At 71.7% G+C, this 20,784-nt stretch carries 19 protein-coding genes and 1 riboswitch; of the genes, 5 read left to right on the forward strand and 14 right to left on the reverse strand.

What is annotated here, in order from left to right; translation table 11 throughout:
- Window positions 1–27: 27 nt before the first annotated feature.
- From ACFYOY_RS28720 to ACFYOY_RS28740, 5 genes are all read right to left on the reverse strand, one after another.
- Window positions 28–369 carry a hypothetical protein gene (locus ACFYOY_RS28720; RefSeq protein WP_351890516.1) on the reverse strand — a complete coding sequence of 114 codons (342 nt, stop codon included), beginning with the start codon at window positions 367–369 and terminating at the stop codon, window positions 28–30.
- A gap of 112 nt (window positions 370–481) precedes the next feature.
- The gene (locus ACFYOY_RS28725) at window positions 482–2,287 is read right to left on the reverse strand and encodes an FAD-binding dehydrogenase (protein ID WP_351890523.1); all 1,806 of its coding nucleotides are present in this window, start codon (window positions 2,285–2,287) and stop codon (window positions 482–484) included.
- A gap of 156 nt (window positions 2,288–2,443) precedes the next feature.
- Window positions 2,444–2,827, reverse strand: coding sequence for a (2Fe-2S) ferredoxin domain-containing protein (locus ACFYOY_RS28730; RefSeq protein WP_351890528.1), 384 nt, complete (start codon window positions 2,825–2,827; stop codon window positions 2,444–2,446).
- Window positions 2,828–2,886: 59 nt separating this feature from the next.
- Window positions 2,887–3,018: riboswitch (cobalamin riboswitch) on the reverse strand.
- Window positions 3,019–3,111: 93 nt separating this feature from the next.
- Window positions 3,112–5,037, reverse strand: a complete 1,926-nt coding sequence (locus ACFYOY_RS28735; protein ID WP_351890893.1) for an NAD-binding protein — start codon at window positions 5,035–5,037, stop codon at window positions 3,112–3,114.
- Between the two features lie 223 nt (window positions 5,038–5,260).
- Complete coding sequence (locus tag ACFYOY_RS28740) at window positions 5,261–5,482, reverse strand: hypothetical protein (protein ID WP_351890533.1); 222 nt, start codon at window positions 5,480–5,482, stop codon at window positions 5,261–5,263.
- Window positions 5,483–5,674: 192 nt separating this feature from the next.
- Here ACFYOY_RS28740 and ACFYOY_RS28745 point away from each other — a divergent pair, with 192 nt between their 5' ends.
- Window positions 5,675–7,576, forward strand: a complete 1,902-nt coding sequence (locus tag ACFYOY_RS28745; protein ID WP_351890539.1) for a glycoside hydrolase family 97 catalytic domain-containing protein — start codon at window positions 5,675–5,677, stop codon at window positions 7,574–7,576.
- Between the two features lie 7 nt (window positions 7,577–7,583).
- On the opposite strand, the gene ACFYOY_RS28750 is transcribed toward ACFYOY_RS28745, so the two are convergent.
- From ACFYOY_RS28750 to ACFYOY_RS28775, 6 genes are all read right to left on the reverse strand, one after another.
- On the reverse strand, window positions 7,584–8,771 hold the full coding sequence (locus ACFYOY_RS28750; RefSeq protein WP_351890544.1) for a hypothetical protein: 1,188 nt from the start codon (window positions 8,769–8,771) through the stop codon (window positions 7,584–7,586).
- Window positions 8,768–9,337: a hypothetical protein gene (locus tag ACFYOY_RS28755; protein ID WP_351890551.1), complete on the reverse strand. Its 570-nt coding sequence runs from the start codon at window positions 9,335–9,337 to the stop codon at window positions 8,768–8,770. Before ACFYOY_RS28755 ends, ACFYOY_RS28750 begins: the two co-directional genes overlap by 4 nt.
- Before the next feature lie 151 nt (window positions 9,338–9,488).
- Window positions 9,489–10,526: a PHP domain-containing protein gene (locus ACFYOY_RS28760; RefSeq protein WP_351890556.1), complete on the reverse strand. Its 1,038-nt coding sequence runs from the start codon at window positions 10,524–10,526 to the stop codon at window positions 9,489–9,491.
- A gap of 49 nt (window positions 10,527–10,575) precedes the next feature.
- The gene (locus tag ACFYOY_RS28765) at window positions 10,576–12,921 is read right to left on the reverse strand and encodes a glycosyl hydrolase family 65 protein (RefSeq protein ID WP_351890562.1); all 2,346 of its coding nucleotides are present in this window, start codon (window positions 12,919–12,921) and stop codon (window positions 10,576–10,578) included.
- Complete coding sequence (locus ACFYOY_RS28770; protein ID WP_351890568.1) at window positions 12,918–13,661, reverse strand: beta-phosphoglucomutase family hydrolase; 744 nt, start codon at window positions 13,659–13,661, stop codon at window positions 12,918–12,920. The genes ACFYOY_RS28765 and ACFYOY_RS28770 overlap by 4 nt, the downstream gene beginning before the upstream one ends.
- A 92-nt stretch (window positions 13,662–13,753) precedes the next feature.
- Window positions 13,754–14,653, reverse strand: a complete 900-nt coding sequence (locus ACFYOY_RS28775; RefSeq protein WP_351890572.1) for a Gfo/Idh/MocA family oxidoreductase — start codon at window positions 14,651–14,653, stop codon at window positions 13,754–13,756.
- A gap of 157 nt (window positions 14,654–14,810) precedes the next feature.
- Here ACFYOY_RS28775 and ACFYOY_RS28780 point away from each other — a divergent pair, with 157 nt between their 5' ends.
- From ACFYOY_RS28780 to ACFYOY_RS28795, 4 genes are all read left to right on the forward strand, one after another.
- Window positions 14,811–16,106, forward strand: coding sequence for a hypothetical protein (locus ACFYOY_RS28780; protein ID WP_388590436.1), 1,296 nt, complete (start codon window positions 14,811–14,813; stop codon window positions 16,104–16,106).
- A 93-nt stretch (window positions 16,107–16,199) separates the two neighbouring features.
- Entirely contained in the window at window positions 16,200–16,703 is a 504-nt protein-coding gene (locus ACFYOY_RS28785; RefSeq protein ID WP_079059598.1) for a MarR family winged helix-turn-helix transcriptional regulator, read from the forward strand.
- A gap of 72 nt (window positions 16,704–16,775) precedes the next feature.
- Entirely contained in the window at window positions 16,776–18,047 is a 1,272-nt protein-coding gene (locus ACFYOY_RS28790; protein WP_078646243.1) for an MFS transporter, read from the forward strand.
- A 105-nt stretch (window positions 18,048–18,152) separates the two neighbouring features.
- The gene (locus ACFYOY_RS28795; RefSeq protein WP_351890588.1) at window positions 18,153–18,887 is read left to right on the forward strand and encodes a heparin lyase I family protein; all 735 of its coding nucleotides are present in this window, start codon (window positions 18,153–18,155) and stop codon (window positions 18,885–18,887) included.
- A gap of 42 nt (window positions 18,888–18,929) precedes the next feature.
- Here the strand turns inward: ACFYOY_RS28795 and ACFYOY_RS28800 are convergent, their stop codons facing one another.
- From ACFYOY_RS28800 to ACFYOY_RS28810, 3 genes are all read right to left on the reverse strand, one after another.
- Window positions 18,930–19,307 (reverse strand): hypothetical protein, encoded by a 378-nt coding sequence (locus ACFYOY_RS28800; RefSeq protein WP_059146634.1) that lies wholly within the window; start codon window positions 19,305–19,307, stop codon window positions 18,930–18,932.
- Window positions 19,308–19,309: 2 nt separating this feature from the next.
- Window positions 19,310–19,549: a hypothetical protein gene (locus ACFYOY_RS28805; RefSeq protein WP_014057435.1), complete on the reverse strand. Its 240-nt coding sequence runs from the start codon at window positions 19,547–19,549 to the stop codon at window positions 19,310–19,312.
- Window positions 19,550–19,638: 89 nt separating this feature from the next.
- The gene (locus ACFYOY_RS28810; protein ID WP_351890600.1) at window positions 19,639–20,607 is read right to left on the reverse strand and encodes a carbon-nitrogen hydrolase family protein; all 969 of its coding nucleotides are present in this window, start codon (window positions 20,605–20,607) and stop codon (window positions 19,639–19,641) included.
- Window positions 20,608–20,784: the final 177 nt, after the last annotated feature.

Here is a 20,784-nt window from a genome sequence, read left to right on the forward strand (position 1 = left end):
GCGGCGAAGGCTCCGCCGCCCGCCGCATCACTCCGCGGCGGAGAACCGCTCCGCGAGGTCGCGATGCCGGTCCGCGGCCAGCTTCGCCTGGGCCGTGCTGATGGTCGATCCGGGCATCCGCCCCAGCCGTTCGAGCTCGTCCGCGAAGCGCAGATGCTCCAGCCGCGCGTACTCACGGCAGGCGAGGCAGGTGACGTTCTCCGGACGCGGAGAGGTCATCGCGTACGGCGCCCGCAGCCCGCATCCAGTGGCGATGCGGCTCGGCAGGTCACCGGCCAGCCCGAAGGTGGACGCCATCATGTTGCGGACGGCGGCGACGCCGCGGACGACCTTCGACTCGACATGGATATGCGGATCGTCCCCGCCCATACACCCTCCCTGCCCCAGCGACTTCATGGGCCGGAGATGCTCCCGGCCGCCCGCGGACCGCAGGAGGAGTCTGCCATGTGCCCGGTGCGCCACCGCCCGTCCGCCCGCCGGTTCAGGTCGCGGTCGCGGCCGCCGCCGCACGGCCCGCGGCGCGGCCCGAGAACAGGCAGCCGCCGAGGAAGGTGCCCTCCAGGGAGCGGTAGCCGTGCACTCCCCCGCCGCCGAAGCCCGAGACCTCACCGGCCGCGTACAGGCCGGTGATCGGGTTGCCGGAGGCGTCCAGGACCCGGCCGGTGAGGTCGGTCTGGAGGCCGCCGAGGGTCTTACGGGTGAGGATGTTGAGGCGCACGGCGATCAGCGGTCCGGCGGACGGGTCCAGGATCCGGTGCGCGGAGGCGGTGCGGCTGAGCGTGTCCCCGGGGTAGGCGAGCGCGTTACGGATGCCCATGACCTGGACGTCCTTGGTGTACGGGTTGGCGATCTCGCGGTCGCGGGCCTCGATCTGCCGGGTGAGGTCCGCCAGGTCGATCAAGTGGTCGCCGGTCATCTTGTTCATGCCCGCGACCAGTTGAGGCAGGGAGGTGGCGACGACGAAGTCCTCGCCCTTGTCCCGGAACCGCTGGATCGGCTCGGGCGTCTGCCAGATGCGGGAGAGGAGCTGCAGGACGTCCTTGTTGGTCAGGTCCGGGTTCTGCTCGGAGCCCGAGAGCGCGAACTCCTTGGCGATGATCTTCTGGGTGGTGACGAACCAGGAGTAGTCATAGCCGGTGGCGGTGATCGTTCCGAGGGTGTGCAGGGTGTCGTAGCCCGGGATGTCGGGGGTGGAGAAGCGCTTGCCCTTCGCGTCGAACCACATCGACGAGGGGCCCGGCAGAATGCGGATGCCATGGCCCGGCCAGATCGGGTCGTAGTTTCTGAGGCCCTCCGTGTAGTGCCACATGCGGTCGGGGTTGACGATCCGTCCGCCCGCCTTCTCGGTGATCGCGAGCATGCGGCCGTCCACATACGCCGGGACGCCGGTGACCATGAACTTCGGCGGTGAGCCGAGCCGGTCGGGCCAGTTCCGCCGTACCAGATCGTGGTTGGCGCCGATACCGCCCGAGGTGACGATCACCACCGGGGCGTTGAATTCGAAGTGGCCCACCACGGTGCGCGAGGTGGGCTTGCCGCGGGCGGCGTCGCTCGGCTCCAGGATCGCACCGCTCACCCCCGTGACGGCACCGCCGGTGACCACCAGATCGTCCACCCGGTGCCGGAACTTGAAGGTCACCCGCCCGTCCTTCGCGGCCGCGCGCACCTTCTTCTCGAACGGCTCGACCACGGCCGGACCGGTGCCCCAGGTGACATGGAAACGCGGCACCGAGTTGCCGTGCCCGTCCGCGAGGCCGCCGCCGCGCTCGGCCCAGCCGACGATCGGGAACCACTGCACGCCGAGCCCGTGCAGCCAGGACCGCTTCTCTCCGGCCGCGAAGTCCACGTACGCCTCGGCCCATTTGCGGGCCCAGTAGTCCTGGCCGGCGGGATCGGAGACGCCGCGGTCGAAGCCGGCCGTGCCGAGCCAGTCCTGCCAGGCCAGTTCATGGGTGTCCTTGATACCCATCAGCCGCTGTTCCTCGGAGTCGACGAAGAACAGGCCGCCGAAGGACCAGAACGCCTGGCCGCCGAGGTTGCTCTCGGGCTCCTGGTCGAGGAGGAGCACCTTGCGTCCCGCGGCCGCCAGTTCCGCCGTGGCGACCAGCCCGGCGAGCCCGCCGCCGACCACGATGGCGTCCACGTCCGAGGACGCCCCGGAGGCGGCGAACGCCGGACCCGCCGCCTGGGCGAGCGCGACGCCGGCGAGCACACCGCCCGCCGCCGTCAGGGCGCGGCGGCGGCTGATCCCGGCAAGCGAGGCGGAATTCTCTGTGGAGTTCTCCATGGGCTGCCTTCCGGAAGGGGGTTCGGAGGGTCCGGGAGATGCGAAGGGGGTTGCCGCGACGGCAACATGTTACCGACGGTAGCCCACAGGGTGCGGGGCCGCCAGACTCCTGCTCCCAATGAGCAACTCCCGGAAGCCATAGGTGACTTCGGCCGGTCAGCGCCCACCGGATGACGGCTCGGGCGAGGCACGCCGCCGTGGTGAGAAGGCGTACAGATCGAGGATGTCGGGCAGCGGTGCCACACCGGGGCCGCCCGCCGTGACCCAGGCCACGATGTCCTCCGTCGCGTCCGCGTCGTTGACCAGGCCGAGCCATACCGGCCTGCCCCCGGCGGCACGTCCGGCCGCCGATGGCTGCACCACGATCACATTGGCCTGATCGCAGACGTCCAGGCACGCGGAGACGCGGACGGGCGCCTCCTCACCGAGCCGCGCGATCTGCGCCGCATGGTCGATTCCGGTCACCTTGGGGCTGCCGCAGCAGCAGTCCCGGCATACGGTCACCCGGCACGGCACCGGGTCGGTCGGCCTGACAGGCATGGCGCACCACCCTCCTCCGGGGAAGTCCGCCCCGGTTTCCGTCGAGGAGGCGACCGCGTGAGTCTCCTGGCTCTCGGGTCGATGCTCGTCCCGGCCTTCCCACCCGCACGTGTACGGGCAGTGGCCTCTTCGGGATCCGCTCGCCGATCACAGTGGCGGCACCGCGCCGGATTCACACCGGCTTCCTCGTTCCGCCGTCGCCTTTGTCGCCCGGCATCATCGCATCCCGGACACCGCCGCACCATGTGGCCCCCGCGCTCCCCAGAGCCACGGGCGGCTCGAGGTCAGTTGCGGCGGGCCGCCGCCCCCGCGAGGATTTCGCCCAGGCCCTGGCGGGTGGCCGCCAGCACCACACGGTCGTGCGGGCGCAGGACATAGCCGGGGTGCAGATCCCACACCAGGGCGGGCTCCTGGGTGGCGCCGTCGTAGGGAGGCGCCGCGGCGAGGTCGCGTTGCCGGTCGGCGGGTTCCGCCGCGTCCAGCGCTATCACCCGCCAGGCACCCGGTGCGAACGCCTCGGCGACGGTCCGTCCCTCCAGTTGCGGATGCCCGGCGACATGCAGGGCGGCGAAGAGCAGCACCCGGCGCTCGACCGGTATGGCACCGAGGATCTGACGCCCCATCATCGCCCCGGCGAACGCCGGGGCCGCCAGGCTGGAGACGCTGCGGCTGCGGGTGAGGGCCCGTGGATGGGCCGCGCGCAGCGTGCGGTAGACGGCGGTGGCGAAGCGGTCGTCGTACAGGCGCAGTGCCACCCGCAGCCGAGGCTTGACCGAGCGGGCGTACAGCGTCGCCTCCAGGTTGGTGGTGTCGACGCTGGTCAGGGCGAGCAGGGAGTGTGCCCGCTGGATCTTGGCGGCCTCCAGAACACCCTCCTGGGTGACATCGCCGATGACCGTCGGCACCCCCAGCCTGCGGGCAAGCGGGATGCCGCGCGCCCCGGGGTCCTCTTCCACGCACACCACGGGGATGTCCATCTCCCGGAGTCTGGCCAGGACCCGGGTGCCGACCTTGCCGAGCCCGAGCAGCACAACGTGGCCGGAGAGGCCGCGCGGAGGGCGGCGCAGCGCTGAGGCGGTGCGGAAGGTGCCCAGCGCTTCGAGCGCGGCGGCCACCAGGACGGGCAGCATCAGCAGCCCGGTCAGCCCGGACAGCAGTTGGAGGACCTTGCGTCCGGTCGGCTCGTCGAGCGCCGGGTCGTCGATCGCCAGCACGTCCAGCACCGTGAGGTAGGCGGCGCGGAGCAGACCGGCTCCGGTGAGCTGCCAGGAGGCGATGGTGAGGGCGAGCACGGCGATCGCCATTCCGGCGACGGACCAGCGCAGCCGGCGGGAGAACAGTGAGGCGAGGGGCAGTCTGCGGGTGCCTAGCCGCCGTGGCGGCAGCGGTGAGCCGGTGGCGGAGACGGCCTCGAGCACCACCGTGTCGCGCCCGGTGGCGGCGGCCACCTCCTCGTCTCCGGGCAGCAGCTTGGGCCCTTCGTCCCCGCTGCTGTCGGAGCCCTCGCTGCCGCCGGGGTCGCTGGTGGTGGACGAGAGCAGGGCGAGGGTGCACAGCCCGGGGCGGGCGACCTCGTCGGGGCCGGGTGGGGTGCGCTCGGCCGCGCGCAGCAGCAGCCCGTCGGCCTGGAGCACTTTGCTGGTGCCCGCGACGGCGGTGGCCGCCAGGGCCGGGGCCGCGGTGTCGGCGTCCGACAGTACGGTGGTGGTGGCGTCCAGCTCCGCCGGGTCCATACCGGGATCGGCCACCCGCGCCGCCTCGTCGAGGAGTTCCTCCAGATGCTGGCCGAGCTTGCGGTTGTAGAGCCGGATCACCAGCCGCAGCCGGGGGTTGAGGCGGCGGGCGCGGAGGGCGGCGTGGATGTTGGCCTCGTCGTCGTCATGGACCAGGGCGAGCGCCGTGGCATGCTCCACACCCGCCTCGGTCAGCACCTCTTCGTCCAGCGCCGGGACCTCCATGACCCGCACTCCCTCCTCCGGAGCGGGGTCGTCCGGGGTCTGCCGGGGCAGCGGGACCCGTCCGACGGCCGCGCTGAACCGGCCGAAGAGCGCGGAGGTACGGCCACCCGGCCGCCATCCCGCCACCTGCTGCCCGGCCGGATCCGCCAAGGGGGCGCCGCCGGGGATGACGACCGTCACCCGTGCCCGGTAGACGTCATGGAGCTCGGCGGCGAGGCGGTGGGCGAGCGCGTCGTCACCGCAGACGACCATGTGGGCCGTCGCCGAAGGGGACGGCGGGTCGGAGGTGGAGGTGGAGAACACGACGGCGAAGCCCCCCGTTGGTCCGTGATGCCGTGGGTCATCCGGGCGGGGTACGGTGGCCGCGGTCTCCGGCGGCCGGCACCCGCGCGCCGGCGGTCATGATCAGACCGTACCTGGTGGGCCGCCCAAGGGAGTTGGGCACCGGGGGCGGGCGGCCGGGCGCCCCATGTGCTCACTCCCCGGGGGCTCCGCAGCGCGCACAGCGAGCGAAGGGCGCGGTGTCCTGGATCGCGCCGCAGTCGGCGCAGACCCGATCCAGCCAGCAGGCGGACTCCCCGCCCTCGGGGTCGGCGGGACCCGGGGTCGGGGCCGGGTTCGGGGCCGGGGCCGGGTTCACCTTCTCCCGGTTCGCCGTCTCCCGGTCCGGGTCGCCGGGTCGAGCCGTGCCGCTCATCGTGTGCGCCTCCCTGTCCGGACCGTACGCGGGTCCATCCGCCGACCCTCCACCCGTGGCTCCGTCCCGGGAAGCGGCCCAGCCATAGATCCGATCTCTCAGGCACCAATAACCCTTGACGGGGCGTAATGACGCCCAACCCCTCCCCAGTTATCGGATGACTCGGTAACGTATCCGCCTCGGGAGGCAACAATGCCGAGATCTTACCGACGCTCCGCTGTGGCAATTCTGCTCTGCGGCGTCCTGGCCATGACGCTCTTCAACACCGGGCCCGCGCAGGCGAAGGACTCCGCCTGGACCGTGCGCGGCCCCTCACCCCACTCCGGTCCCCTCGCGCAGTTGCGGCTCGACGGAGCCTCGGGAGCGCTGACGCTCCAGGTGTCCCGGGGCGGACGGACGGTGGTCGAGCCCTCGCCCGTGGGCATCGTCACCGAACGGGCGGATCTGTCGCACGGGCTGCGCTATCTGGGGCGCCACGACCGCACCGTCGTGGAGCGCTACCGGTCGACGGTCGGCAAGCAGCGCTCGCGCACGGCGCGGATGACCGAGACCCGCTTCCGGTTCCGGGGCAGCGGAAGCGCCCGGCTGGACCTCGTGGTGCGGGTCTCGGACGACGGGGTCGCCTATCGCTATGTCCTGCCCTCCGGCAGCGGCGATGTCCTCGGCGAGACCTCGGCCTTCACCCTGCCCCCGGACGCGGCCGCATGGCTGGGCGACTACCGCAAGGACAACGAGAACCTGTTCAAGGAGTACACCGCGGCGACCGCGCCCACCGGCGAGTACATGGCCCAGGCGCTCTTCGAGACGGCGGGCGGCTACGCCCTGATCGCCGAGTCGGATCTCAGCGGCCGCTACTCCGCCGCCCGGCTGATCCATCAGCAGGGACAGCCCACGTACCGCATCGGACTCTGGGACCAGCGGGTCGCGTCCGACGGACCGCTCAGCACACCCTGGCGCGCGCTGATCGTGGGCGATCTGGCGACCGTCACCCAGTCCACCTTCACCGACGATCTGGCGCCCGCGTCACGGGTCGCCGACACCTCGTGGATCCGGCCCGGGCCCGCGCTGTGGACCTGGCTCGCGGGCGGCAAGCCGGCCGGGCAGAGCCTGTCGATGCAGAAGGGGTACGTGGACTACGCGACCCAGCGCGGCTGGCCGTACGTGGTGGTGGACGCGGGCTGGTACTTCGACCCCGACCAGTGGGATGTCACCGATCCCGGCTGGCCGCGCAACAGCTGGATTCCGCAGCTCGTGGACTACGCGCGCGAGCGGCATGTGGGCATCCAGGTCTGGATCCACCACCGCGACCTCGACACCGCCGAGGAGCGCGAGCTGTGGCTGCCCACGCTGGAGAAGTGGGGGGTCAAGGGCGTGAAGATCGACTTCATGGACTCCGAGGCCCAGGAGACGCTGCGCTGGTACGACGAGATCCTCAAGGCCACCGCGGACCACCATCTGCTCGTCAACTTCCATGGCTCGACGATCCCCAAGGGCATCCAGCGCACCTGGCCGCAGGTGATGTCGATGGAGGGGGTGAACGGCGAGGAGAAGCGGACCAACACCCCGCAGCATCTGGCGACGCTGCCCTTCACCCGCAATGTGATCGGCTCCATGGACTTCACCCCCGGGGCCTTCCACCGGGCCGAGCGACCCAACGCGGGTTCGGACGCGGGAGAAGTCGGCCTGTCGGTGCTCTACGAGTCCGGCATCCAGGACCTGGCGGGCACCCCGGAGTCCTATGACGCCCGTCCGCTCGCCCGCCGCTTCCTGGAGCAGATCCCCGCCACCTGGGACCGCACCCGGCTGCTGACCGGGCGGCCCGGTGAGAGCGCGGTGCTCGCCCGCGCCAGCGGCTCGCGGTGGTTCATCGGCGGTACGTTCACCGGCCCCGCGCACACCGCCGAGGTGCCGCTGCGGCTGGAGCCGGGCCGCTGGCTCGTCGATCTGCTCCTGGACGGCCCGGACGGTCTGGTCCGCACGCCCACGGTGATACGCGGCGGGCGGACGCTGTCCGTGCCGGTGACGGCGGACGGCGGGTTCGCCGCCATCGCCTGCCACTGGCGACCCGGCCTGTCGACCTGCGACCGCCCCTGACCACCCCTCACGCGGACACCCCGTCCAGGACGCCCGTCCAGATCCCGATCGCCGGAATACAGACGCCGGCCGCGAAGACCCATGCGGCGGCGACGGCACGGGCGTAGGGGGCGGGGTGGCCGCCGGTCCATCCGCGGGAGAGGGCCAGCAGCCGGTCGGCCTTCTGCCGCGTCGGGTTCTTCTCCTGCTGATGGGTGAGGAAGGCGGACAGCCGGTCCGCCGACTCCGCGTCCGTGACCGCCTCGGCGTCGGCCCGCATCTCCATCAGCGTGACCAGGGCCCGGTGGGCGCGGTTGTTGGCGTAGAGGCCGCAGGTCAGGGTGAGGACGAAGACGGCAATCGACGTGAGAGTCTGCGCCGGGCTCTCCACGGGGGTGATGGCGAGGGCCGTCATCCCGTCGAAGAACACGGCGGCCTTCCCCGCCGCCGGCGCATGACGCAGATAGCGCCGTCGCATCGGATCACCGTGGCGCAGATGCGAGATCTCGTGCCGGAGCAGGACCGCCCCGGCCGGGCTTCTGAGCAGGGTGCGCCAGCTGCGCGGGATGGCGACATGGACGGTGGGCCTGCGGACGTTCAGGGTGAGCGCGTGGTACAGGAAGGTGCCCGCGACCGCCCAGAGCGCGGCGACCAGGATGACTGCGGGCACCAGGAGACGCTCCCCGTCGAACGGCAGGGAGATCCGGTCCTGCAGTACGGCGAAGGCCAGTCCGCCCGCGGCGCCGACGGCCCAGACGGACTTGCGGCGCTGCAGTCTCGTCCCCCAGTCCTCCATCCGGCCCAGCCGTCCCGGGGACGGCTGGGGGACGTGGACGACCTTCAGGTCGGCCACCGGGGACCAGCTGGAGACCGCGTCCAGCCGGGCGGTGTCCAGTCCGACGGAGTGGAAGGTGTCCCGGACGCGCACCCAGCCCTTCGCCGACCAGTCGACCGGGTGCGGCGCCTCCTCGGCCTCTCGACCGCTCAGGGAGTCGGCCCGCCACTCGTTGACGAGGGGCAGCAGGAAGACGATGAGGAGGACGAGGACGGCCAGGAACGCGGTGGCGCCGACCGCGGCCGGCCCGGACAGCCGATCGTCCCCTGTGGTCAGCACGCTCGCCCCGGTGGCGGGCGCCGCGCACAGCGGCCCGATGAGCACGGTCCAGCAGGTCCGCTCGGCCCGGCGCAGCCGGCGGACCGGGGACGCAGCGGTCATGGACGGCCGGGCCCGGCGGGGTCCCTACCGTCGTCAAGGTCGCCGTCGGGGCCGTCATCGGGGCCGGGTTCTGAGCGGATGAGCGCTTCCGCCTGGATCCGAACGACGGCCCGTACCGTGGCCGGGTCCACCTCCGCGGGAAGCATCACCTCCACCGTCACCCGCCGGGCGAGCCCCGCCGCGCTGTCCTCGTCCTCGGTGTCCGTCCCGTCGGCCGTCCCGCCGGTGGCGGCGTCGCCGCGCAGGCAACGCCTGAGATAGCCGACGGCGTCCCGCAGGCCGCGCTGGACGGCCATGTCGGTCGCCGTCGAGAGCACCGTGAAGGCGATCTGGCCGAGCACGGACAGCCCGATGGTGAGATACACATGGGTGTCGACCGCGGGCGCCCCACTGACGTCGTCGAAGAACTCCCCGGCGCCGGGCACCCGCCGACGGGCGCGCGTCTCCTCTGCGAACTCCTCGAAGAGCTCCTCGTGTTCGTCCTCGGCGACGGCGCGCGCCGAGGCGTCGACCATCGTCAGGATCCGCTCGATGGCGGCGTCGTCCAGCTCCGTCATGTCCGTCATGCGTTCCCCCGGTGGGCCACGCCCCCGGCGGGGCGTGTGACGCCTGTACGGTAGCCCGACCGGGGGAGATGATGTGATGATTTACCACACATAGGCGAATTCATCGTGCATCTCGCGTATGCCCGCCGGTGCGCATGGCTGATGGAGGCCGTCAGCTCGCACGGCGCGGGGGCCGGCGCGTGCGGGTCCACTCCACCAGCTCCTGGGCCGTCCAGGTGGTGATGACGCGCTCCGCCGGCACCCCGCATTGCGCGGCCCGGGCGCATCCGTTGCGCTGCCAGTCGAGCTGGCCGGGCGCGTGGGCGTCGGTGTCGATGGAGAAGAAGGTCCCCGCCCGGACGGCCTCGCGCAACAGCCTGCGCGGTGGATCCAGCCGCTCCGGACGGCAGTTGATCTCTACGGCGGTGCCCGTCTCCGCGCAGGCGCCGAAGACCTCCTCAGGGTCGAAGGCGGACTCGGGGCGCTTTCCGCCGAGCAGCCGTCCGGTGCAGTGGCCCAGCACATCGACCAGCGGATCGCTGACGGCGGTGACCATCCGGCGGGTCATGGGGCGGGCGTCCATCCGCAGCTTGGAGTGGACCGAGGCCACCACCACATCCAGCCGGTCCAGCAGCTCCGGCTCCTGGTCCAGGGAGCCGTCGGGGAGGATGTCCACCTCGATCCCGGTGAGCAGCTGAAAAGGAGCCAGCTTCGCGCGCAGCTCCGCCACCACGTCCAGCTGGGCGCGCAGCCGGTCCGCCGAGAGGCCGCGGGCCACCGTCAGCCGCGGGGAATGGTCGGTGAGCACCGCCCATGCGTGCCCCAGCCGCGCCGCCGTACGGGCCATCAGCTCGATCGGGGAACCGCCGTCGGACCAGTCGGAGTGCATATGGCAGTCCCCGCGCAGCGCGGCGCACAGCTTCGCCGCGTCCTCGTCGGGCTCGGACTCGGCCTCGGCGGCCCCGGCCTCAAGGTTCGCCAGATACCCGGGCACCTCGCCCTTCAGCGCCTCCTTGACCACCTGGGAGGTCTTCGGCCCGAGCCCCTTGAGCGACCGGAGGGTGCCGTTCGCGGCACGCCGCTCCACCTCCTGGGGGTCCAGGCCGGCGAGCACCGCCTGGGCCGTGCGGAAGGCACGCACCCGGTAGGTCGGCGCCTGGGCGCGCTCCAGGAGAAACGCGATCCGGTCCAGGGCCTCCAGGGGGTCCATCGCGCGCTCCTCGCTGTGTGCGGCGTCCGCGCTGTGTGTGCGGCGCGTCTCAGGCGCGGCGGTTCGGGCGTCGGCCGGGGGGCTGGTGGGGTTCGGGACGTGCCGTCAGCTCGGCGATGTCGCAGGTCCGGGGGGTCTTTTCGGAGACGGTGAGGGGCTGGCCGTAGTGCCGGATCTCCATGGGGGCGCCCTCGGTCAGGGAGTAGGTGACACTGCGGCCGGTGATCTCCACGCGCAGCCTGCGGCCCAGCACCTGCATGGTGAAGGCGAGCCGGGCCAGCTTCTCGGGCAGCTTCGGCGAGAACTCCAGCCTGCCGTCGCGGTGCCGCATCCCGCCGAACCCGGCGACCAGGGCGATCCAGGTGCCGGCGAGCGAGGCGATGTGCAAACCGTCGCGGGTGTTGTGCTCCAGGTCCTTCAGGTCCATCAGGGCTGCCTCGCCCAAGTAGTCGTAGGCGAGCCGCAGATGGCCGACCTCGGCGGCCATGACGGCCTGGGTGCACGCGGACAGGGAGGAGTCCCGGACCGTCAGCCGCTCGTAGTAGTCGAAGTTGCGTGCCTTCTCCTCCTCGGTGAAGCACTCGCCGCGCAGATACATCGCCAGCACCAGATCGGCCTGTTTGACGACCTGTTTGCGGTACATGTCGAAGTAGGGGAAGTTGAGCATCAGCGGGTACTGGTCGGCGCGCATGCCCTGGAAGTCCCACTCCTGGTGGCCGGTGAAGTCCGCGGACTGCTCATGGACGCCCAGGGTCTTGTTGTACGGGACCGACATGGACTCGGCCGCGTCCCGCCAGGCGGCGGCTTCCTCGTCGTCGACGCCCAGTTCGGAGCCCTTGTCCGGGTGGCGTTCGATGATGTCGGCGGCGGCCCGCAGGTTCGACTGGGCCATGAGGTTGGTGTAGATGTTGTCGTCGGCGATGGCGCTGTACTCGTCGGGGCCGGTCACCCCGTCGATGTGAAAGCGGCCGTGGTGGTCGTGGTGGCCGAGGGAGCGCCACAGCCGGGCGGTCTCCACCAGCAGTTCCACGCCGGTCTCGCGCTCGAACTCTTCGTCGCCGGTGGCGGCCACATAGCGCACCACCGCGTCCGCCACATCGGCGTTGACGTGGAAGGCCGCGGTGCCGGCCGGCCAGTATCCGGAGCATTCGGAGCCTTCGATGGTGCGCCAGGGGAAGGTGGCGCCGTCGTGGCCCAGCTGCTGGGCCCGCTCCCGGGCGGCGGGCAGGATGGACTGGCGCCAGCGCAGCGCCTCGGCCACGGACTCGGGGAAGGTGTAGGTGAGCAGGGGCAGGACGAAGGTGTCGGTGTCCCAGAAGGTGTGGCCGTCGTAGCCGGAGCCGGTGAGGCCCTTGGCGGGGATGGCCCGTTCCTCGGCGCGGGCGCCGGCCTGCAGGACGTGGAAGAGCGCGAAGCGCACGGCCTGCTGGATCTCGGCGTCGCCCTCGACCTCCACATCGGCGCAGGACCAGAAGTCCTCCAGCCATGCGCGCTGCTGGTCCACCAGGCCGCGCCAGCCGGTGCTGGCGGCCCCGGCGAGCGCGGCCTCGACCTGGTCCCGTACGGCGGGCAGCGAGCGGGCGCCCGACCAGCCGTAGGCCACCAGCTTCTCCAGCCGCAGGACCTGGCCCGGTTCCAGCACCGAGGTGACGGTCAGGCGGGCGACGTCATCGCCGCTCTCGCTGGCGTGGCGGGTGGGCGGCGGCCCGGTGATCAGGTGGTCGGCGGCGACCGCGACCCGCAGGCCGCTGTCCTCGGTGCAGTGGACCAGCCGCAGCCGCTTGTCGTTGGCGGCGTTCTCCTCGGGGTTCAGCGGGGATTTTAGGGCCTCGGCCACCCGGGGGTCACCGGCGCGCTCGGGAAGCTGCTCGTTGGCGACCAGTTCGGACTGGACGACGACGCGGATCTGGGCGTCGACGGCCTCCACCTCGTAGGCGACGGCGGCGATGGCCCGCTGGGTGAGGGAGACCAGCCGGGTGGACCGGACCCGCACACTGGTGCCGGAGGGGGAGGTCCATTCGCAGGTGCGGTGCAGCACCCCGGCGCGCAGGTCGAGCACGCGCTCGTGGGAGCGCAGCCGTCCGTAGCGCAGGTCGAAGGGCTCGTCGTCCACCAGCAGCCGGATGATCTTGCCGTTGGTTACGTTGATCATGGTCTGGCCGGCCTCGGGATAGCCGAAGCCGGCCTCGGCGTAGGGCAGCGGACGCCGTTCGTAGACGCCGTTGAGATAGGAGCCGGGGAGGCCGTGGGGCTCCCCCTCGTCGAGGTTGGCGCGCCAGCCGATGTGGCCGTTGGAGAGCGCGAAGACCGATTCGCTCTGGGGCAGCAGATCGAGCCGGAGATCGATCTCCCGCAGCACCCAGGGGTCGACGACATATGAGGAATCGGTGATCACGAGTCGTCCTCCAGCAGCTCGGCGAGATCCTTGACCACGATGCCCGCGCCGTGTGCGCGCAGCGCGTCGGCCTGGCCCACCCGGTCCACGCCGACGACACAGCCGAAGTGCCCCGAGCGCCCGGCCTCCATGCCCGCCAGGGCATCCTCGAAGACGGCGGCCGCCTCGGGGGCGGTGTCCAGCTCCCGTCCGGCCTCCAGGAAGGTGTCGGGGTGCGGTTTGCCGGGCAGCTTGCGCTCGGCCGCGACCACACCGTCGATCCGCACCTCGAAGAGGTCCTCGATACCGGCGGCGATCAGCACATCGCGGCAGTTGGCACTGGAGGAGACGACCGCGGTCCGCAGGCCCTCGGCGCGCGCGGCCTCCACGAAGCGCACCGAGCCCGGGTACGCCTCGACTCCCTCCTCACGGATCTTCTCCAGGACCAGGATGTTCTTGCGGTTGCCCAGGCCGTACACGGTGTCCGCGTCGGGCGGATCGTCCGGCCCGCCCTCGGGCAGATCGATGTCCCGGGAGGCCAGGAAGGTGCGCACCCCGTCGGCGCGCGGACGGCCGTCCACGTACTCGTCGTAGTCGCCGGCCGAGTCGAAGGGACGGAAGGAGGGGCCGTCGCGCCGCCGCAGGAACTCGTCGAACATCTGTTTCCACGCCGCCGCGTGCACCACGGCGGTCCTGGTCAGCACGCCGTCGAGGTCGAACAGGCAGGCCCGGATGGAATCGGGCAGGCTGAGCTTGGTCATGGCCCCCGATTCCCCAGGGAACGCCGGAATATGCGGGGCGTGGCCGGGGGGGGAACGGGGCCTTCCGCCACTCGGCGCGGCGCGGCCGTCACTCAGCGCGGTACGACGGTGCGCCCCTCGCGGCGGGAGCGGTCGGCGGCCTCCAGGACCGCGACGACCTCGCGGCCGAACCGCACGTCGCAGGGGTCGGCCGCGCCGCCATCGCGGGCGCCGCTCAGCAGCCGGTCGACGGCCGTGGCGAAGGCCGCCACCGCGGTGGTCCCGGCGTCGGGGACCACGGCGATCCCCCGCTCTCCGTAGAAGTCGCAGGAGAATCCCTGGGCGGCGGGCCGGGCGTCCAGGGTGAGCGCGAGCGTGCCGATGGCGCCGGACTGGTGGCGCAGCAGCACATGCGCAGCGCCGCGCGGCCCGTCCAGGGCGGTGACCTCGGCCACCGGGCCGAGGACCGGGAGCAGGACGGACAGGGAGTGCGGGCCGACGTCCCACAGTCCGCCGCGCTCCCGCCGCCAGTGGGATCCGCCGTAGTGGCCGCCGGGCTGGAAGATCGAGGCGAAGGCGGTGGCACGGCCACCGTCCCAGCCACCGGCCGCCGCGGTCTCCTGGAGGAAGGTCTCGACGGGCGCCGCGAAGCGGTTGGTGAAGAACACGATGGAGGCCAGTGCGCGCTCGTCCACGGCGCGCACGATCCGGTCGGCCTCCTCGGTGCCGAAGGCCAGCGGCTTGTCCAGGAGCAGATGGCGCCCGGCCAGCGCGGCCCGCTCGGCGAGGTCGCTTTGGATGTCCGGCGGGAGGGCGATGGCCACGGCGTCCACGTCGGCGATCAGCGCGTCGGCGTCGGCGTGGGCGCGGGTGCCCCAGCGGTCCGCCAGCGCCCGCGCCTTCGCCGGGTCGCGGCCCCAGACCCCGGCCAGTTCGGCCACCGGGTGCGCGGCGAGCGCCGCCGCGTGGGTCTCGGCCGCCCAGTGTCCGGTGCCCAGCAGTCCGAACCGCACTGTCCGTCCCCCTCCGCGCGAAGTTCCGGGGCCTTCCCCGGAGTCGGCCGCGATCCTACGCCGTGCGGCCCACCCGCTTCGGCCGAGGGCGGTACGCCCCTCCCCCGCTTGGCCGCTGGCGGATGCCGGTGGGCGGGGGCGGTGCCAGGGTGAGGCCATGGCCGGCCACGGTGCGGGTGACGGCCGAAGCCCACCCTCACCGCTGGAGGAACCCGTGGCCCGTGGCTCGTCCCGCTCCCACTCCCGCGCGCTCCGGCGGCGCGCCACGGTCCGGGCCGCGGTGGTCCTGCTGCTGTGCGGGGCCGCGGTACCGTCCTGCGCCTCCACCAGCGAGCACCGGCCCGACCGGGCGAAGTCGGCGTCGGCGCGGCAGAGCGCGCTGGAGGCGGCCGCCGCGGCGAAGAAGAAGGCGGCGCTGGCCCGGCTGCTGCCGGGGATGCCGCCCCCGCTGGACCCCCATGACCTCTATGCGGCCGACCGGCCGGGGAAGCTGTCCCGGGCGGTGAAGGACTTTCCGTCGCGGGTGTACGTGCCCAATACGCTCTCGGACACGGTGAGCGTCATCGACCCGAGGAAGTTCAAGGTCGTCCGCACCATCCAGGTGGGCCATCAGCCGCAGCACGTGGTGCCCTCGTGGGACCTGAAGACGCTGTGGGTCAACAACGACCTGGGCAACACCCTCACCCCGATCGACCCCGCCAGCGGCCGGGTCGGCCGCCCGGTGGACGTCCATGACCCGTACAACCTCTACTTCACCCCGGACGGTAAGTACGCCGTGGTGATGGCCTCCATGGACCGGGCGCTGGTCTTCCGGGACGCGCACACCATGAAGGTGGTCAAGTCCGTGCCGGCGAACTGCTATGGCGTCAACCACGCCGACTTCTCGCCGGACGGGCGCTACTTCATCGTCTCGTGCGAGTTCTCCGGTGAGCTGCTGAAGGTGGACACCGCGAAGAAGAAGGTGGTCGCCAAGCAGCGGCTGCCGATCGCCGGGGCCATGCCGCAGGACGTCAAGATCTCGCCCAACGGCAAGACGTGGTACATCGCCGACATGGTGGCGAACGGCCTGTGGGTGCTCAACGGCGACACCTTCGGCAAGCCGCGGCTGCTGCCCACCGGAAAGGGCACCCACGGCCTGTACGTCAGCCGCGACTCCCGTTCGATGTACATCTCCAACCGCGGCGAGGGCACCATCTCGGTACTGTCCTTCAAGACCGGCAAGCTGGTGCAGCGGTGGCGGCTCCCCGGCGGCGGCAGCCCCGACATGGGCGGGGTGTCCAGCGACGGCAAGGTGCTGTGGCTCTCGGGCCGCTACAACGCCGAGGTCTACGCGATCGACACCCGCAACGGCCGGCTGCGCGCCCGGATCCCGGTCGGCGGCGGCCCGCACGGGCTCGCGGTCTACCCCCAGCCCGGCCGCTACTCCCTCGGCCACACCGGAATCTTCCGCTGAGGCGCCCTCCCCGCAGGCGCCACGGGCGGCTGTGAGGCCCTGCACAGCCATCTGCATAGGCTACCTATATAGAGGCATGATATAAATATAGATGTGGAATACACGCAGCAGTCCGGCCCCCGGGAACCCGACGTCCCCGCGACCCGTGAGCAGGTCGCGGAGGCGCTGGAGCAGCTGGCGTTCCTCGCGGTGCGCCATCTGACCAACCGGGACATCAGCTTCACCACGGCCTCGACCCTCGGCCGGCTCAGCCGGGAGGGGCCGTCCCGACTGACGGCCCTGGCCGCCGACGAGGGCGTCACCCAGCCCTCGATGACCCAGCTGATCCAGCGACTGGAGCGGCAGGGTCTGGTGACCCGGGTCGACGATCCGCACGACGGGCGGGTGGTGCTGGTGGCGATCACCGACGCCGGGCGGGAGCTGCTCGCCGAGCGGCGCCGCGGCCGTACGAACCGGCTCGCCGAACTGCTGGCCACCCTCTCCCCCGAGGACCAACAGGCACTCGCCACCGCCGTCCACGCCGCCGCCCCCGCCTTCCAGCGGCTGGTCGACAACGCGGCACGGGCACGGAAGTCCCCGGGGAGTACCGCTTCCTGATCAACCGGCACCCTGCCGCGCCACGGCATTGCCATGTCGTCACGGCTGGGACCCTGAACGACGGAGCATCCTTTGTCCGCTCATCCCAGCGCCCCCAACCCCTTCAAGCAGCCGAAGGCCGTATGGGCGGTCGCCTTCGCCTGCGTGATCTCCTTCATGGGCATCGGCCTCGTGGATCCGATCCTGCCCTCCCTCTCCTCCCAGCTGCATGCCACGCCGAGCCAGGTGTCGCTGCTGTTCACCAGCTATCTGGTGGTGACCGCCGTCGCCATGCTGGTCACCGGGTTCGTCTCCAGCCGCATCGGTGCCAAGCGCACCCTGGTGGCCGGTCTGGTGCTCATCGTGCTGTTCAGCGCGGCGGCCGGGGCGTCCGGCAGCATCGACGGGATCGTCGGCTTCCGCGCCGGATGGGGCCTGGGCAACGCCCTGTTCATCGCCACCTCCCTCGCTGTCATCGTCGGCTCGGCCAGCGGTGGCTTCGCGGGCGCGATCATCCTCTACGAGACCGCCCTGGGCATCGGCATCGCGATCGGGCCGCTGCTCGGCGGTGAGCTCGGCGGGATCAGCTGGCGCGGGCCGTTCTTCGGCGTCTCGGCCCTGATGGCCATCGCGCTGATCGCGACCATCGTGCTGGTCCAGCCCACCCCGACCCCGGCGCGCCGGGCCTCCATCGCCGACCCGATCAAGGCGCTGCGCCACCGCGGACTGCTCACCATGGGGCTGACCGCGCTCTGCTACAACTGGGGCTTCTTTACGGTGCTGGGCTACGCGCCGTTCCCGATGGACCTGGGCACCCATGAGCTCGGCTATGTCTTCACCGGCTGGGGTCTGCTCGTCGCCTTCTTCTCGGTCTTCGGCGCCCCGTGGCTGCAGGCGCGCCTCGGCATAGCCCGCTCCCTGTATCTGAACCTGGCGCTGTTCGCGCTCGACATCCTCGTCATCGGCCTGTTCACCGACTCCAAGACGACGCTGATCGTGGCGGTGATCGTGGCCGGCGCCTTCATCGGGATCAACAACACCATCACCACCCAGGCGGTGATGACCGTCGCCCCTGTGGAGCGGCCCGTCGCCTCCGCCTCCTACGGTTTCGTCCGCTTCATCGGCGGCGGTCTGGCCCCGTACGCCGCGGGCAAGATCGCCGAGCACAGCGGGGTGCATCTGCCCTTCTACATCGGGGCCGCGGCGGTCGCGCTGGGCATCGGCGTCCTGGCCACCGGCCATTCGCTGCTCGCCGAGGCCGAGCGCGTCCAGGCGGCGGAGGCGGCCGGACACACCCCGGCCGAGGAGCGGCGGGAGACGCTGGAGAAGCAGGCGCTGGCCGAGGAACTCGGCTCGGCCGGCTGATCCGAGGGACGGGCCCGGCACGATGCGCGGGCCAGGTATGGACCAATTCGGGGGGCTCCAGTACGGTGCGCACACCATCGAACGGGGGCCCTTCCGAGGAGTGGCATGGCTTCCTTACGGTCCCCCCAGCGCATCGCCGGGCTCCGGTTCGCCGTACCCGCGGCCGTGGCGGTCGCGGGTCTCGCGTTCGCCTGGCCCGCGGACGCCGCGTTCATCTGGGACGGCGACGCCTCCGGCGGCACCAAGATCTACGGCCTGCTGAACTGCGACTCCCCCGGCAGTGTCACCGCCGTCTCGGACACGCAGCGCGGCAAGATCTGGAAGTACGACAAGCCGAGCGGCAGCAGTCGCTGCGAAAGCCACGGCATCGCCGTGGGCGGCTCGAAGTACGCCTTCCAGAACGGCGGGACCTACTGGTTCGGCTGGTCGAGCAAGCTCTCCAGCACGGTCGACAACAACGCCACCTTCCAGTGGAAGTCCTACGGGGATCACATCCAGAACTGGCCGGTGGTCCTGAAGACGCTCGGCGGCCGGACCACGATGATCCAGCGGCAGCCCGGCAACCAGGTCTTCACCATCTGGTCGACCCCGGCCTCGGCGAACACGTGGAACCACTACACCATCGGGCTGCATCTGTCCGACGAGACCAAGGGCGGCTGGGTCGAGCTCTGGGTCAACGGTCAGCAGCAGAAGTTCAGCGACGGCACCACCCGGTGGGCCTGCCGCACCTTCGACAGCAGCAACGACCCCAAGTGGGGGGTGTACGGGGCCGAGAACAGCCGGGTGGTCAACTACCTCGACGACCTCAAGGTCGGCACCACACGCGGTGACGTCGACTGACCCCCAAGCCCGTGCCCGAGCCCCCGCCGGCCCGTTTCCCCCTCAGATCCGCCAGGAGCGGATGCGGCCGGCCGCGTCGAACACATCGGCCTTGCTGGAGAGGATGTCGCGGACCAGATCGATCAGCGCCCCGTACGGCGGGTCGATGCCCTCGCCCGAAGCGTGCATATAGGCGACCGCGGTCGCGGCGGCGAACCGCGCGTTGCTCGCCGGGAGCGGTCTGAGCAGCGCGATGGTGTGCAGCAGGGCCGCGGCCCGCCACGCCGGGTCGGGATCGACCCCCAGGCGCGGCGGGTCCACACGGTGGCGGGCGACGGCGGCGACCAGACCCGAGAAGTCCGAAATGGCCGGCTGTTCCGGCATGACTTCCTCATGGCGCTGCAGCAGCCAGGGGACGTCGATATGCAGCAGCGGGGCCATGGTCAGGCGGCCTGCCCGGGATGGCGGTGCTCATCGTCGGGAAACGCGTCCGCGAAGGCGTCCGCGTTGTCCGCGAAGAACCGCCGGAAGACCTCGGCGCCCTCCTGCAGAGCGCGGTGCCGTGCGATGTCGGCCACGGTCGCCTCCCGGACGAGGGCCTTCATCGTCGTACCGCGTTCCTTGGCGATCTGGCGGAGGTCCTCAAGTTCCCGATCGCTGAATTCCACGTTGAGTGCTGACATGCGGGACACCCTACTCACCAGGTACCCCGTCAGCAATCGCCCCAGCTCAGATCATGTTTTTGTAGGTACTTGACAAACCATTTCCGCCATTACGGGAGGCTGCGTCCGGGGACCGGTCCGCCCTCGGGTCCCAGCCGGACAAATGGTTCGCGCACCTCACGGCCCGTCAGGCTCCGGTAGGCGGCGGGGCGGCGGAAGGCGTCCCCCCAGGTCTCCCGGCGCCGGTAGTCGCGCAGCGCGTCGAGGTCGAAGGCCGCCGGATAGACCCCCTCGGCCTCGCCCGCCTCGACCACCAGGGTGTCCCGCGACCGCCCGCCGGCGAAGGCGATGCCGTCGTGGGCGACGGAGTGACCCCAGCCGGGACCGGCGTAGTTGGCCATGGCCATACCGGTCATGTTCTCCCCCGCGCGGGAGCGGAACTGGGAGAGCCGGTTGATCTCCAGCTCACACGCGTTCGGAGTGAGGACGATCTCGGCTCCGGCGAGCATCAGGGCGCGGGCGCTCTCCGGGAACTCGCGGTCGTAACAGATCATCGCCCCGGTCATCACCTCGCCCACCGCCGTGTCCAGCGCGCACACCTCGAACCCCTCCCCCGGGGTCAGCGCGGCCTCGGGCAGGTCGAAGACGCAGGTGTGCACCTTGGCGTAGGTCAGGACCAGACGGCCGTGCCGGTCGATGAGGGACAGGGTGTTGCGCGGCGCTCCGTCCCAGCGCTCCAGATAGGTGAGCGCGATGGCCATCTCCAGTTCGGCGGCCAGCTCACGGAAGCGGGTGACGAAGGGCGAGTCGCGGGTGATCGGCTCGCCGAGCCAGACCCCCCGGGGCCGCGGCGCCGTCGCGGCCCCGTCCCACAGCGACGGATGGCGGTAGCGATCGCCGCGGGCGAAGCCGTCCGGGACGGAGCAGCTGTAGCCATTGCTCCACATCTCTGGGAAGAGCGCGATGTCCGCGCCCATGGCCCCGGCCCGGCGGCAGGCCGCCTCGCCGAGGGCGAGGTTCACGGACAACTCGGTTCCGGGCGGGGCGAGTTGAAGCAGTGCGACGGTGAGGGTGGTCATGACGGATGCCTCCTTCGGTATCTGACGACGTGCGGACGGTGCGAAGGAGGTGTCCGGGCGGCCCCCGAGGGCGGGGTGGGTGTCACAGCATGCCGCCACGCTACCCGCGGGCGGGGGAGTTGACGAGGGGGCGGGAGGCGGGCCGTCGCCCCCGGATCCCGGCGGCGGGAAGCGGGT

It is taken from the genome of Streptomyces sp. NPDC007875, assembly GCF_042868035.1.
Classification (GTDB): domain Bacteria; phylum Actinomycetota; class Actinomycetes; order Streptomycetales; family Streptomycetaceae; genus Streptomyces; species Streptomyces antimycoticus.